The sequence below is a fragment of the Oricola sp. genome (assembly GCF_022763245.1).
Lineage (GTDB): Bacteria > Pseudomonadota > Alphaproteobacteria > Rhizobiales > Rhizobiaceae > Oricola.
Window position 1 is genome coordinate 271,059 of sequence record NZ_JALEGV010000005.1, and the last position, 13,020, is coordinate 284,078.

At 66.1% G+C, this 13,020-nt stretch carries 14 protein-coding genes; 4 read left to right on the plus strand and 10 right to left on the minus strand.

The window, feature by feature from the left end; genetic code table 11:
• Positions 1-18 precede the first annotated feature (18 nt).
• The 3 genes from MRY80_RS01355 to MRY80_RS01365 form a co-directional block, all read right to left on the minus strand.
• Positions 19-252, minus strand: coding sequence for a hypothetical protein (locus tag MRY80_RS01355; RefSeq protein ID WP_293287137.1), 234 nt, complete (start codon positions 250-252; stop codon positions 19-21).
• Between the two features lie 147 nt (positions 253-399).
• On the minus strand, positions 400-1,620 hold the full coding sequence (locus MRY80_RS01360) for a Mur ligase family protein (protein ID WP_293287139.1): 1,221 nt from the start codon (positions 1,618-1,620) through the stop codon (positions 400-402).
• 176 nt (positions 1,621-1,796) lie between these two features.
• Entirely contained in the window at positions 1,797-2,780 is a 984-nt protein-coding gene (locus MRY80_RS01365; RefSeq protein WP_293287141.1) for a DUF930 domain-containing protein, read from the minus strand.
• Between the two features lie 293 nt (positions 2,781-3,073).
• On the opposite strand from MRY80_RS01365, the gene MRY80_RS01370 reads away from it, so the two are divergent.
• Positions 3,074-3,826, plus strand: coding sequence for an SDR family oxidoreductase (locus tag MRY80_RS01370; RefSeq protein WP_293287143.1), 753 nt, complete (start codon positions 3,074-3,076; stop codon positions 3,824-3,826).
• A 3-nt stretch (positions 3,827-3,829) separates the two neighbouring features.
• Here the strand turns inward: MRY80_RS01370 and MRY80_RS01375 are convergent, their stop codons facing one another.
• The 6 genes from MRY80_RS01375 to dnaG form a co-directional block, all read right to left on the minus strand.
• Positions 3,830-4,570, minus strand: a complete 741-nt coding sequence (locus tag MRY80_RS01375; protein WP_293287145.1) for a class I SAM-dependent methyltransferase — start codon at positions 4,568-4,570, stop codon at positions 3,830-3,832.
• A 26-nt stretch (positions 4,571-4,596) separates the two neighbouring features.
• Complete coding sequence (locus MRY80_RS01380; protein ID WP_293287147.1) at positions 4,597-5,415, minus strand: transglutaminase family protein; 819 nt, start codon at positions 5,413-5,415, stop codon at positions 4,597-4,599.
• A gap of 110 nt (positions 5,416-5,525) precedes the next feature.
• The gene (locus tag MRY80_RS01385) at positions 5,526-5,798 is read right to left on the minus strand and encodes a DUF2442 domain-containing protein (protein ID WP_293287149.1); all 273 of its coding nucleotides are present in this window, start codon (positions 5,796-5,798) and stop codon (positions 5,526-5,528) included.
• Positions 5,795-6,061 carry a DUF4160 domain-containing protein gene (locus MRY80_RS01390; protein ID WP_293287151.1) on the minus strand — a complete coding sequence of 89 codons (267 nt, stop codon included), beginning with the start codon at positions 6,059-6,061 and terminating at the stop codon, positions 5,795-5,797. The genes MRY80_RS01385 and MRY80_RS01390 overlap by 4 nt, the downstream gene beginning before the upstream one ends.
• 9 nt (positions 6,062-6,070) lie before the next feature.
• Positions 6,071-8,116: an RNA polymerase sigma factor RpoD gene (gene rpoD, locus MRY80_RS01395; RefSeq protein ID WP_293287153.1), complete on the minus strand. Its 2,046-nt coding sequence runs from the start codon at positions 8,114-8,116 to the stop codon at positions 6,071-6,073.
• A 311-nt stretch (positions 8,117-8,427) separates the two neighbouring features.
• Positions 8,428-10,347: a DNA primase gene (gene dnaG / locus MRY80_RS01400; RefSeq protein ID WP_293287155.1), complete on the minus strand. Its 1,920-nt coding sequence runs from the start codon at positions 10,345-10,347 to the stop codon at positions 8,428-8,430.
• 167 nt (positions 10,348-10,514) lie between these two features.
• On the opposite strand from dnaG, the gene MRY80_RS01405 reads away from it, so the two are divergent.
• Genes MRY80_RS01405 through MRY80_RS01415 form a run of 3 tightly spaced genes read left to right on the plus strand, consistent with a single transcriptional unit; the run spans position 10,515 to position 12,440 of the window.
• Positions 10,515-10,877 (plus strand): CidA/LrgA family protein, encoded by a 363-nt coding sequence (locus MRY80_RS01405; RefSeq protein WP_293287157.1) that lies wholly within the window; start codon positions 10,515-10,517, stop codon positions 10,875-10,877.
• Entirely contained in the window at positions 10,867-11,601 is a 735-nt protein-coding gene (locus tag MRY80_RS01410) for an LrgB family protein (RefSeq protein WP_293287159.1), read from the plus strand. The genes MRY80_RS01405 and MRY80_RS01410 overlap by 11 nt, the downstream gene beginning before the upstream one ends.
• Before the next feature lie 20 nt (positions 11,602-11,621).
• The gene (locus MRY80_RS01415) at positions 11,622-12,440 is read left to right on the plus strand and encodes an alpha/beta hydrolase (protein WP_293287161.1); all 819 of its coding nucleotides are present in this window, start codon (positions 11,622-11,624) and stop codon (positions 12,438-12,440) included.
• Positions 12,441-12,480: 40 nt separating this feature from the next.
• Here MRY80_RS01415 and MRY80_RS01420 read toward each other — a convergent pair whose 3' ends face one another.
• A complete protein-coding gene (locus MRY80_RS01420) occupies positions 12,481-12,933 on the minus strand; it encodes a GatB/YqeY domain-containing protein (protein WP_293287163.1) in 453 nt (150 codons plus the stop codon).
• Positions 12,934-13,020 lie beyond the last annotated feature (87 nt).

Genomic DNA, 13,020 nt, shown 5'->3' on the forward strand with positions numbered 1-13,020 from the left:
TGGACGGTGCCGTGAGCCCTATTTCGCGGCGACCAGCGGCGCCGCCAGCTTCAGACCGGCGATGATGAAGGGTGTCGCATGCATGAGCAGGTCGAAGATGTCGATCGGCTTTGCCAGCGTCCCGGCTGCCAGCATCTTGAGCTTCTCCCAGATATGCGGCTCCGGCACGAAGGGTGCGAGGCCGAGCGTCAGGCAGGCGATGATGACGATGCTCCAGGGAAGCTGGTCGAGCAGATTGGCAAGCGATTGCATCGGGCGGCGAAACTCCGGTTTGCGAACGGGCGAAGTGGTCGATCGCGATATCGGGCCGGTCGGTTCCGATTACCATGGCGGTCAGTGACGCTGGGCCATTTTGCCGCAAGTGCGGAGGCCTCTATCGGCCATCGCATGCTGAAGACTTCAAACGCCCTCGCCCGGCTGGGCGTCGCGCAGGATGCGCTCGACGAGTTCGACCGCGTCGGAGCGTGTGCTCATCAGAAAGACGACGCCGCCAGGCTCACCGAGCGCGATGGCGCGCGCCATAGCCTGCTCCGTGTCGTCGGCCTGTTCCCAGGCGTTGCGCGGAAAGCCCGATCGGTCAAGACCTTCGGCGAGCAAGCCCGCGATCTCGCCCGCGGCCCGGCCGCGACGATAGGTCGGTTCCTCATAGAGGATGACGTGATCGAAATTCTCGCGCGCGACGTCGCCGATCCTGCGCAGATGCTCGTCAGGACGATTGCCGACGCAGGACAGGGCGGCGACGCGCCGGCCGCCTCCAGAGAAACGGGCCACGGTGCCCGCGGCATTAGCGATGATGGAGGCTTCGAAGCCGCGATCGACCGCCAGCGTAAACGGATGGCCGTTGAAGAAGGTCAACCGACCGGGATTGTGCTCGCGGCCGCCCTGGAAGCCGACGAGGCCGTCCCGTACTGCGGCAGGTTCTACGCCAATCGACAGGGTTAGGGCGGCGGCGGCGTGTACGTCGTCGATGAACATGTCGGACATCGCGGAAAGGGTGACCGGCATGTCGGCGAGCGGCGCGATGACGACGGGCTCATGTCCCGCCTGGCGCCAGACGACGACATCCGCGTCGTCGGCGCCGACGATGTGGCCGCCGGCGGCGGCGTGCGCGGCCAGCGCGGGGTGGGTGATCCGGCGGGCGAACAGGGTGACGCGCTGCGGCCGGTAGCGGGCGGCAAGCGCAAGGCAACGCGCGTCCTCGGCGTTGAGAACGACATGGCGGCCATTGTCCGCGACCCGCGCCTTGAGGCGGGCCATCGCGTCCTGGGTGGCGATGCCGTCGGCGCCGACGTGATCATAGCCGACATTGAGCAGCGCCGCCGCTCGGACAGGACGCATCGACAGGCCGTTGCGCTTCAGCCCGCCGCGCGCCGTCTCCAGCACGGCGGCGGTGACGCGGTCGTCACGCAGCACGATCCTGTGGCCGCGAACGCCGGCCTGATCGCCCGTCGCGACGACCTTTCCGGCAACCGACACGCCGTCGGTCGTCACCAGACCGACCGTATGGCCGGCTTCCGTCAGGATCGCTGCGACAAGGCGTGAGGTGGTCGTCTTGCCCTTGGTGCCGGTGATCATGAAGGTGGGCAGATGGGCGAAGCGCAGGCCGCGCAGGCGCGACATGACCTGATTGCGGATACGAAGCCGGAAGAACCGTTCGGCCGCCTGCAAGCCCAATTGGAACCTATTGCGCCGCTTCACCTGGGAAAACCTCCCCGTCTCTGCGCATCCTGCCCCGGATCATCCCCATACAGCGAGGAACCGTTCAGCGCCAAGCGTGTTCGTGCGATGCGCACAGTTCAATAGGCCGGGAAACCGCGGCTCTCCCATTGGCTGCGCGGGATCGGCGCGCCGACATGCAGCGCGAAGGAGACGACCCGCGTGACGTCCTCGTCGACCTCGCAGAGGAAGCTCAGATCGTACCATTGCCCGGTCGCCCGGAAGGCGCCGCGGCGCACCTCCATCACCGTGCCCTCCGGCAGGCGGTAGGTCGGCAGGATGTCGGGCCAGAGCGGCGGCGTGGCGTGGCGCAACTGTTCGCGCAGCTCGCTGGCGCACAATTCGCCGGCCCGCAGGCCGCGCGGCAGGCCGGCCATCGCCGTGGTCGCGACGACGCTGCCGGTCGCCGCCTCCGAATAGAGCGTGCGCGCCTCCTCCAGTTCGGGCAGCGGCTCGACCAGCGTGATCTCGGCTTCTCCGGCATCCTCGGTCTGGGGCTCTTCCGGAGCGGGTTCGTCGGGCGGCGTCTCCGGCTCGCGCGCCGTGCCGCCATCCTCGGTGGCGCGGGGCCCGGAATCCTGCTCGCCGAACTCGAAGACCGGACGCAGGGTGGGGATGGGCACCTGTTGGTCTTCCTCCCCCGCGCTGGCCTGTTGCTGAGCGGGCTCTTCCTGGGGTTGCTCTTCCTGGGGCTGCTCTTCTTCCGTCTGCTCCTCCTCGGCCGGCGTCTCTTCCGGCGGAGGCTCCTCTTCCTGCTGTTCCTCCTCGGGCGCCGCCTCTGGTTCCGGCGGCGGGACCAGCGCGACGGCTATGGCCTGCGGCTGTTGCGGTTCCACCTGCGGCAGCGGCAGGCCGAAAACGAGGATCAGGGCGATGAGCGCATGCACGCCGACGGAGACGGGAACGCCCCAGCCGCCGCGGCGGCGCGAAGCTGCCGGCGACGGCTCGTCACGATCCGGGCCGGCCATCTCGATCGACAGCGCAGGCGCATCCGCCGGGTCTGCCGCCTGCGGGGCGGGCACGACATCCGGAATGGCGTCCTTGGAGCGGATGTCTTCAGACATGGCCGATCATTACCGTTTCGTGGACCGTATGCATCGAAGGCCTGCATATCGGGATGAGGTCGGGTCGTCGACGGGCGTGGGCGACACGATCGCGTTGACGGCGTCTTTGCGGCCCATTTGTGGCCTGCCCGTGACCCCGGCAAGAGGTGGCGCCAAAGAACGGCAAAAGCGCCGACCATCTCCGGTGAACACAGCGTCTCCCCTGCGCTGCCGCCTCGGGCAGGAATCGGGTGTCGGCAGCCATGGTTCCGGGTTCCCTGTGCGCCCGTGCAGTCACGCAAGGGAGACATGCGATGCAACTGGAAGACAAGACGATCATCATCACCGGCGCCAGCAGCGGCATCGGCGCGGCGGCGGCCGCGATCTTCGCCGCCAAGGGAGCCCGGCTCGTGATCGCGGCGCGGCGCAGGGACCGGCTGGAAGCGGTCGCCGCCGACATCGCCCGCAAGGGCGGCAAGGCGATCGCGCTTGACGGCGACGTGCGCGACGAGGCCTTCGCGGCCAGGCTCGTGGACACCGCACGCCGTGAGTTCGGCGGGCTGGACGGCGCGTTCAACAATGCGGGAACCACGGGCCGTCTCGGCCCGGTCGCGCAGATGGACCGCGACAATTGGCGCTCCGTACTGGCGGTCAATCTCGACAGCGCCTTCTTCGCCGCCAAGCATCAGATCCCCGCACTGAAGCAACAGGGCGGCGGCTCGATCGTCTTCACCTCCTCCTTCGTCGGTCACACGATCGGCCTGCCCGGCATGGGGGCCTATGCCGCGGCCAAGGCGGGGCTCGTCGGCCTCGCCCAGGTGCTCGCGACCGAGCACGGCGCGGACGGCATTCGCGTCAACGCGTTGCTGCCGGGCGGCACAATGACCGAGATGGCCGGCGACGACGCGCAGTTCCATGACGCCGTACGGCAGATGCACGCGCTGAAGCGCATGGCCGACCCCGAGGAGATCGCGCGCGCGGCGATGTTCCTTCTGTCCGACCAATCGAGCTTCGTGACCGGGACGGCCATGCTCGCCGACGGCGGCAACTCCATCACCAAGCTCTGACCGTCAGGCAGGCTTGCCGTAGACGGAGGTGAAGCGGCGCGGGCTCATCAGCCGTAAAAGGCGCTTCCTGTTGCCGCGAAGCATGGCGAAGGCAGCGGCGAAATCGTCGCCGACCTCGCGCCATGCCGCCGTCAGGGCGCGTTCCCCGGCTGCGCTCCTCATTCCGGCGCGGCGATGGGCCAGCCATTCCCGAATGCCGCGCCGCCTGCCCTTGAACACGACGCCGCAGCCATAATCGGTATCGACGGTGACATAGAAGAGATCGTCATTGTCGCGCACGAAATCGAGGAAGGCCTTGTAGGTGACGCCGCACCAGGGGCCCTCGACGAAATCCGGCCGGGCAAGATCCGCATCCGGCGGGTCGCAATCATGCACCACCAGCGCGCCGCCGTCGCGGACAAGCGCGAATGACGCCGCGATGTCGCGGATCGCGCAGGCATAGGTGTGATGCGCGTCGACCATGATGACGTCGAAGGTCGGACCGTCGGCGCGAATGCGCGCGATCGCATCGGCGATGTCCTCTCCACCCACGGGATAATCGACCGGCTCACCGTCATCGGCCGGCTTGACGTCCTGGCGATAGACAATGCGGCGGCAGGTCTCGAACCCGGACCGGCGCGCAGCCGGGTAGATGCCACCCGTCAATCCGGTGGTGATCTCCAGATAGGTGCGGTAGCCGAAGCGACGCGCCAGGATCTTCACAATATCGAGCTTGCCAAGCTGCGGCGGCCTTCCTGCAGTCATCGCGCGATCCTCTCGCTGCACGGCCCCTAGGACGGTTTTGCCTCGATCTTGAGACGATAGTCCAGCGTCGATGAAATGTCGGAACCCCAGAACCCGCCTTCGACCGGCATGGTCGAGGCCTGGTCAGGGGCGGCGGCGAGCCCGACATGGCCGTCGCCGACGGGCGTGCCATGGGTCGGATCGTAGCCGCGCCACCCCGCCCCCGGCAGAAAGACTTCCGGCCAGGCATGCATGTGGCGGCGACCATCGAGCCGCTCGGAAAATGCCTGGTAGCCGCTGACGAAGCGCGCCGGGATGCCGAGCGAGCGGCAGGCCTCCATGAACAGCACGGCGAGATCGCGACACGCCCCGCGGCCCAGCCGCAAGGTCTCGGCTGCCCCGTGGGCGTCGCCGTCCGGCCGGATGTGCCGGTCGATGCGTTCGTGCAGCGCCTCGTTCAGACCGTCGAGAAACGGCATGACCCGCCAGCCGCATGCCGCGGCGAGATCACTGGCAAAGGCCTCGACGGAGGGCGCATCCTCGCGAGCCAGAAAGCCGGCCATCGACGGCTGCGACCATGGCAAAGGCGGCAGGTCCTGCACGATGGCTGGTGGCGCGGACGTCTCGCAGTCGAACCGGCTCACGATCTTCAGGATCGAGGTTTCGCCGGCAAAGCCCAGTCGAGTGACCGGCGTGCCGAAGCCGTCGATCCCCTCCTCCCGCCACACCGGCGCGGGCTCGATCTCGATGGACTGGGACAGCGTGACGACATCATCTGCGCGCGGTGTAAGCCGCAGCAGATGATCTCCGAGCCGCACCGGCGCGGAATAGCGGTAGGCGGTTTCGTGATGGACGGAGAGGTGCATTGCTTCGCTTGCCCAGTTCCGTTCGAAACTCAGCAGGATGCAGTGTCTTTGGCAACGAACAAGGCAAATTTTCCCGCGGACTCAACCGTCGGACAAGAGCGGAAATACGCCTATGCGGCCGATCTGCGGAGGCGGCCCTGTTCCTTCATTTCCCTGTGCAGATTGATCGAATCCACATCGAAGCCGTTGGGCCAGGTCAGAACGCCGTTCGACAGGAAAACACGGGCGAATTCAGATGTATCGGCGAGCGGCTCGACCATCGCGCCCTGAGCATCGAGCAGCCACCCGAAATCCGCCTCTCCCGCATCGCCGTTCGAAAAACGCACGTCGATCCGGTGGTCGGCAATGGGCTTTGCTTCGACGATCTTGACGATATCAATCATTCGACGTCGGCTCCGGGCACCTGGTTGAAAGGCTGGTGAAGTCTGCCACGTTCCCAATTGTCCAACAAGGCAGGCCGACGCGCGTCGATCCACTCGGACACGATGCGTTCGGCCTTTCTCGGCAACGCCCCGCCAATGACCTCGCCCGTGGCGAGGTCGAAAAGCGCTTCCTGTCCCTGGTAGATCGCATGCAGATGCGGCGGATTGTGATCGCGCCAATACATCTGGATGACGATGCCGAAGAAGATCGAAATCGTCGGCATCGTTCGGGATCAGCTATCCAGGAAGCTCCGCAGCTTCCTCGACCGGCTCGGGTGCTTGAGTTTCCTCAGCGCCTTGGCCTCGATCTGGCGGATACGTTCGCGGGTGACCGAGAATTGCTGGCCGACTTCCTCGAGCGTGTGATCGGTGTTCATGCCGATGCCGAAGCGCATGCGCAAGACGCGTTCCTCGCGCGGAGTGAGCGAGGCGAGGACGCGGGTCGTCGTCTCGCGCAGGTTCGCCTGGATGGCGGCGTCGATCGGCAGAACGGCGTTCTTGTCCTCGATGAAATCGCCGAGATGCGAATCCTCCTCGTCGCCGACCGGCGTTTCGAGCGAGATCGGCTCCTTGGCGATCTTCAGGACCTTGCGCACCTTTTCCAGCGGCATGGCCAGCTTCTCGGCCAGTTCCTCCGGGGTCGGCTCGCGGCCGATCTCGTGAAGCATCTGGCGCGAGGTGCGGACGATTTTGTTGATCGTCTCGATCATGTGCACCGGAATGCGGATCGTGCGGGCCTGGTCGGCGATCGAGCGGGTGATCGCCTGCCGGATCCACCACGTCGCGTAGGTGGAGAACTTGTAGCCGCGACGATACTCGAACTTGTCGACGGCCTTCATCAGGCCGATATTGCCTTCCTGGATCAGGTCGAGGAACTGCAGGCCGCGGTTCGTGTATTTCTTGGCGATCGAAATCACGAGGCGCAAGTTGGCCTCGACCATTTCCTTCTTGGCGACACGCGCCTCGCGCTCGCCCTTCTGGACCTGGTTGACGATCTTGCGGAATTCCGAGATCGAGATGCCGGTCTCGGTCGCCAGTTCCTGGATCTCGGAGCGCAGCTCGTCGATGGTCGCCAGTTCCTTGGCGAATTCACGCCAGCCGCGCGCGGTCAGGCCGGAAACGTTGTCGACCCAGTTGGGGTCCAGTTCCGAGCCCTGGTAGCGCAGCAGGAACTCGTCGCGCGACACGCCGTAGCTTTCGGCGAGCCGCAGCAGGCGGCCCTCGTTCTGCACCAGGCGCTTGTTGATCGAATAGAGCTGCTCGACCAGCGCCTCGATGCGCTGGTTGTTGAGCGACAGGCTCTTCACGTCGGAAATGAGCTCGTCCTTCAGCTCCTTCAGGCGCTTCTGCTGGCTGGGCGACAGGGCGTCGGTGTCCGACAGCGAGGATTCGACGTGCTGGTCCTGCAGCTTGCGCAGCTTGCCATAGGTCGAGGCGATGACGTCGAGCGTCTCCATGACGGAGGGACGCAGTTCGGCTTCCATCGCGGCCAGCGACAGATTGACCTCGTCCTCGTCGTCTTCCTCTTCCTCGGCCTGGCCCTCGCCGCCGACATTGGTGATGTCGTCGGACTGGCGGCGCGGCTGGCGCAGGGCGCGTTCCTTTTCCTCGCGCTCCTTCTTGGCCTGCTCGATCTCCTCGGGCGTCGGCACCTTGGGCGCCTGCTTGGCCTCGGGGCCGGCATAGGTCGCTTCCAGATCGATGATATCGCGCAGGAGGATGTTGCCCTCGTTGAGCTCCTCGCGCCAGATGATGATGGCCTGGAAGGTCAGCGGGCTTTCGCACAGGCCTGCGATCATGGTCTCGCGGCCGGCCTCGATGCGCTTGGCGATGGCGATCTCGCCTTCGCGCGACAGCAGCTCCACCGTGCCCATCTCGCGCAGGTACATGCGCACCGGATCGTCGGTCCGGTCCGTGGGTTCCTTCTTCTTGGCGGTGGTGGTGACGGCGCTGCCGGTCGACGTGGCGAGCTCGGTCGAGCCCTCGTTGTCGTCATCGTTGGAGTCGTTGGAGTTGTCGTTGTCGCCTTCGACCTCGTCGTCCTCGACGACGTTGATGCCCATCTCCGACAGAGTGGACATCGTGTCCTCGATCTGCTCGGAGGTCACCTCTTCGGAAGGCAACACCGCGTTCAGCTCGTCCATGGTGACGTAGCCGCGCTTCTTGGCGACGCGCAGCATCTTCTTGACGCTGTCGGCGCTCAGATCGAGCAGCGGGCCGTCCGGCGCCTGCTCGCTGGTGTTTTCCGCTTCGGTTTTTTCTTTTGCTTTTGTTGCCATATAAGTCTCGTCTCCGACGAAGGCGATTAAGGGCCGCAGTCCCGCCCGGTTCCATCCAACGTTTCGATGAACGCCACATCCCGATCCCGGAAAGCCGGGACCAGCCATACGTGAAGGTCGTTAACTGCCAATTACCCCTAATCTAGGAGCGCTTCGCGCCAATCCAAGCTGGCGCGACCGAATCTGATCCCCAAAACCACGCTTTTTCCCGGGGGCCGGCCCGGACCCTTGTTGATTCCCGCGATTCGTCCGGGCGTCAACACCTGTGCGAGTGATTCGTGCAAAAAACTCGCCTGACGCGGAAAAGCCGATCAAAAGGACCGCATTGGACGTCCCGACGAGATGCCGAAGCCCTCGATCAGGGCCTCAAGCGATTCGCTTTCGTCGATTTCCTTGCGCAGGTCTGCAAGGCGGCCGAAATTGAAGTCGGTCGCGTCGCTGGCGAGCGCCGCCTCGGCGGCACGCAGTTCGCGGCGCAACGCACGCGCGCGGCGATGCAGGCGCAGCGCCTGGCGGAAGCCTTCCAGCGCGTCCTCGTCGGCGGCAGCCTCGGTGGCCGTCCACAGCCGGGCCCGGCGGACAAGCGCATCCATCGCGGCGACCGTTTCGGCCTGGCGCTGCAGCGCGGGATGCTGCTGCAGTTCCTCGCGGCTGCGCCGCCGGCCGGTGGCGCACGCCTCCAGAATGGCGCTGCGCAACTGTTCGAGGCCGGCGTGGGCGAGTTCGAGGCCCGTGAAATCGTCGAAATGGCCGGCCAGGATGTCGGGATGGCTGAGCACGGCGGAGACGAGTGCGGCCTCGCGCAATGGCATTTCGCCGCCGCCGGCCGACAGCAGGCGCGAGCGGGTCAGGCTTTCGGAAATCGCCAGCCGGCCGCCCGCAGCGCCGCCGCGACCCCGGCCATAGCGCGCATCGCCCTTGGAACCGCCACGGCGGCTCTCGCGCGGGGCGCCGAAATGGGCGTTGATGCGCTCGCGCATCGCCTGGCCGTAATGGCGACGCACGCTCTCGTCCTGGATCTGCGCCGTCGCCTCGCGCAGCATCTTCTCCAGTTCGGCGCGGCGCTCCGGCGTGTCGAACACACGACCGGCGGTCTCGCGCGACCATAGCATGTCGGCCAGCGGCTTGGCAGCCTTCAGCACGGCATCGAAGGCCTCTCGCCCACCGGCCTTGACCAGATCGTCGGGATCCTTGCCCTCGGGCAGCAGGGCGTAGCGCACCGAACGGCCGGGTTTGATGCCGGGCAGTGCCAGATCGAGCGAGCGGAAGGCGGCGCGCAGGCCGGCCTTGTCGCCGTCGAAACAGAGGACCGGCTCCGACGTCACCCGCCAGAGCAGGGCCAGTTGATCCTCCGTCAGCGCCGTGCCGAGCGGCGCGACGGCATTGGTGATGCCGGCCTGATCGAGGGCGATGACATCCATGTAGCCTTCGACGGCGACGATGGTTCCGGCATCACGAACCGCTTCGCGGGCGCGGCGGAAATTGTAGAGGACCCGGCCCTTGTGGAAGAGTTCGGTCTCCGGCGAGTTCAGATATTTCGCCGGCACGTCGGGCGACAGCGCCCTGCCCCCGAAGGCGATGGTGCGTCCGCGCGCATCCTCGATCGGAAACATGATGCGGTCGCGGAACCGGTCAAAGGAAACCGGGATGTCGTCGCCAAAGACGACGAGCCCGCAGGCTTCAATCTGTTCCTTCGTCGCGCCGCGGCCCGCGAGATGCTCCTTCAGCGCGTTGCGGCTGTCCGGCGCGTAGCCGAGGCGGAACTTCTTCTGCGTCTGGCCGGTCAGGCCGCGATCGCGCAGATAGGCGCGGGCCTTGGCGCCGGGCTGGTCCTGCAGCTTCGCCTCGAAGAAGGCCACGGCCATCTCCATGACGTCGTTGAGCGTGGCGCGCACCTGCTCGCGACGCTCGGCCTCCGGATCGGGCTGCGGCATCGGCACGCCGGCCATGTCGGCGATCTGCTGGACGGCATCCGGGAAGGAAACGCCGTCGAGTTCGGTGATGAAGCGGAAATGGTCGCCCGACACGCCGCAGCCGAAGCAGTGATAGCGACCCTTCTTGTCCTCGCAGTGGAAGCTCGGCGTCTTCTCGCCATGGAAGGGGCAGCAGGCCCAGTAATCGCCGCGGCTGGTGTTCGTCTTGCGCTTGTCCCACGCCACACGCCGCGCGATCACGTCGGAAATCGGCACGCGATCGCGGATCTCGTCGAGGAAGGATTGGGAAAAGCGCATCGGCGTCCTTTGTGGGAATCGGTTCTTCTATACAGGGCGGCCCGGATGCGAACCAGCGGCGCGGCGCGCGTGCCCGCTATTCACAGGCGAGACACGAAAGCGCGTCGCCTCTTTGCAGGGGACAAGGCGTTGCGGCAGCGGCATTATGCCCCGAACGGAGGTGCGCGATGCTGAACTATCTCACCCTGATCTTCCTGTGCCAACTGATCGGCGAGGCTTTCGTCGCGGCGACCGGGCTGCCCGTGCCGGGGCCGGTGGTCGGCATGGCGCTGCTGTTTGCCGGGCTCGTGTTCAAGGGCGCGATCCCGAAGGATCTCGACACGGTGTCGGGCGCGCTTCTGGCCAATCTGTCGCTGCTGTTCGTGCCGGCGGGAACCGGCATCATGGTGCATCTGGCGCTGCTCGGCAGCGACGGCGTCGCGGTGTCGGTGGCCCTGATCGTCTCGACCGTTGCGACGATCGCGGTGACCGGCCTGGTGATGCAGGCGCTGACGGCCCGCCAGCGGAAGGGCGAGAGCGATGCCGGGTGATCTGCAAACCGAATTGCAGGGCGTCTGGGTCTACCTGTCAGCGAGCCCGCTTCTGCACCTGACGCTGACGCTTGCCGCCTACCAGGCCGGCATGTGGCTCTACAGGCGTGCGGGCATGAACCCGCTGGTCAATCCGGTGCTGTTCGCCGTGGTGGTCCTGGTGGGCATCCTGATGGCCACCGGCACATCCTACGAGACCTATTTCGAGGGCGCGCAGTTCGTGCATTTCCTGCTCGGGCCGGCGACGGTGGCGCTCGCCATACCGCTCTATCGGCAGTTTCACCGGGTGCGCGAATCGGCGCTCGCCATCGCGGTGAGCCTGCTTGTCGGCTCGACCTTTGCCGCGATCAGCGCAATGGGGATCGCCTGGGCGCTCGGCGCCGGCGAGGAGACCATCCTCTCCATCGGACCCAAATCGGTGACCGCTGCGGTCGCGATGGGCATTTCGGAACGGCTTGGCGGACTGCCGTCGCTGACGGCGGTGCTGGTGATCGCCACCGGCATTCTCGGCGCCGCGCTCGGACCGCTGGCGCTCAATCTGGCCGGGGTGAAGGACTGGGCGTCGCGCGGCTTCGCCATGGGCACCGGCGCCCATGGCATCGGCACCGCGCGGGCGTTGCAGGTCAACGAGATCGCCGGCGCATTCGCCGGCCTCGCCATGGGCCTCAACGCGCTGGCGACAGCCATATTGCTGCCGCTCGCCTGGGCATTCTTTCAACGATAAGGCCACGGCCGGGAGCCGCCATGCTCGAACTGCCACACACGTCACATGTCGAGGGCAACGCCATCCGATGGGGCAAAATCGGTCGCGGGGCGCCGCTGATCGCGCTGCATGGCACGCCGTTTTCCTCGCAGGTCTGGCGACGGATCGTCCCGCTCCTCGCCGACCACTGGACCGTGCATTACTTCGACATGGCCGGGTATGGGCAATCGGAAATGCGGCCCGGACAAGACGTGTCGCTGGGGGTTCAGAACCGGATCCTGGCGGCGCTCACCGCCGAATGGGGACTGTCGAGACCGCATGTGCTGGCACATGATTTCGGCGGAGCGACCGCGCTTCGCGGATATTTTCTCGACGGGCTGCGCTACGCGTCGCTCACCATTTTCGACGCCGTCGCGCTTCGGCCCTGGGGATCGCCCTTCGTGCAGCATGTGCGCCAGCACGAAGCCGCCTTCGCCGGCATGCCGGACTACATGCACCGGGCGCTTCTGAAAGCCTATCTGGAGACCGCCGCCTATCGCCCACTGTCCGCAGAGGCGCTGGAGGTCTACTCGGCGCCATGGCTTGGAGAGATCGGGCAACCGGCCTTCTACCGGCAAATCGCGCAAATGGACCAGGCCTTCACCGACGAGGTCCAGTCACACTATCGGCCGCTCGATTGTCCGGTCACGGTTCTTTGGGGCGAAGAGGACGCATGGATCCCCTCCGCGAAGGGACAGGAACTGGCCGGCCTCATCTCCGACGGCAACGTCATTGCGATCGCCGATGCCGGCCACCTGGTTCAGGAGGACCGGCCGGAGGCCATCGTTGCGGCCATGCTGCGGCAGGTTCGCGACATGTGAGAGACAAAGCGGACCGAATGGTGGCCGCCGGGGCCCGCGCCTATTGCGACAGGATGCCCTTCACCACGCCGGAGGCCTTGGAGAAATCCATCTGGCCGGCGAAACGCTCCTTCAGCGTCGACATGCATTTGCCCACGTCGCGCAGACCTTCGGCGCCGGTTTCCCGAACGACGTTCTGGCAGGCCTGCTCGACCTCGGCTTCGCACATCTGCTTGGGCAGGAACTCGAGGATGACCGCCGATTCCCGGCGCTCCTGATCGGCCAGTTCCAGCCGGCCGGCCTCCTCGTAGGTATGCGCCGACTCGCGACGCTGCTTGATCATCTTGACCAGGATCTCGCTGATTTCCTCGTCGGAGACCGGGTCCTTGCCCGCCGACCGGTTCGCGATGTCACGATCCTTCACCGCCGCTGAAATCAGCCGCAATGTGGAAACACGACATTTGTCCTGGGATTTTTGAGCATCTTTGAGCGCAGCCTGAATCGCTTCGCGCATCGTAAAAACTCCCCGATGGTCGCCGGACCATAGCGCCGTTCAAAACGCAAAGCAAGGGCGAGATACATCGATAACTTGTTGATATCT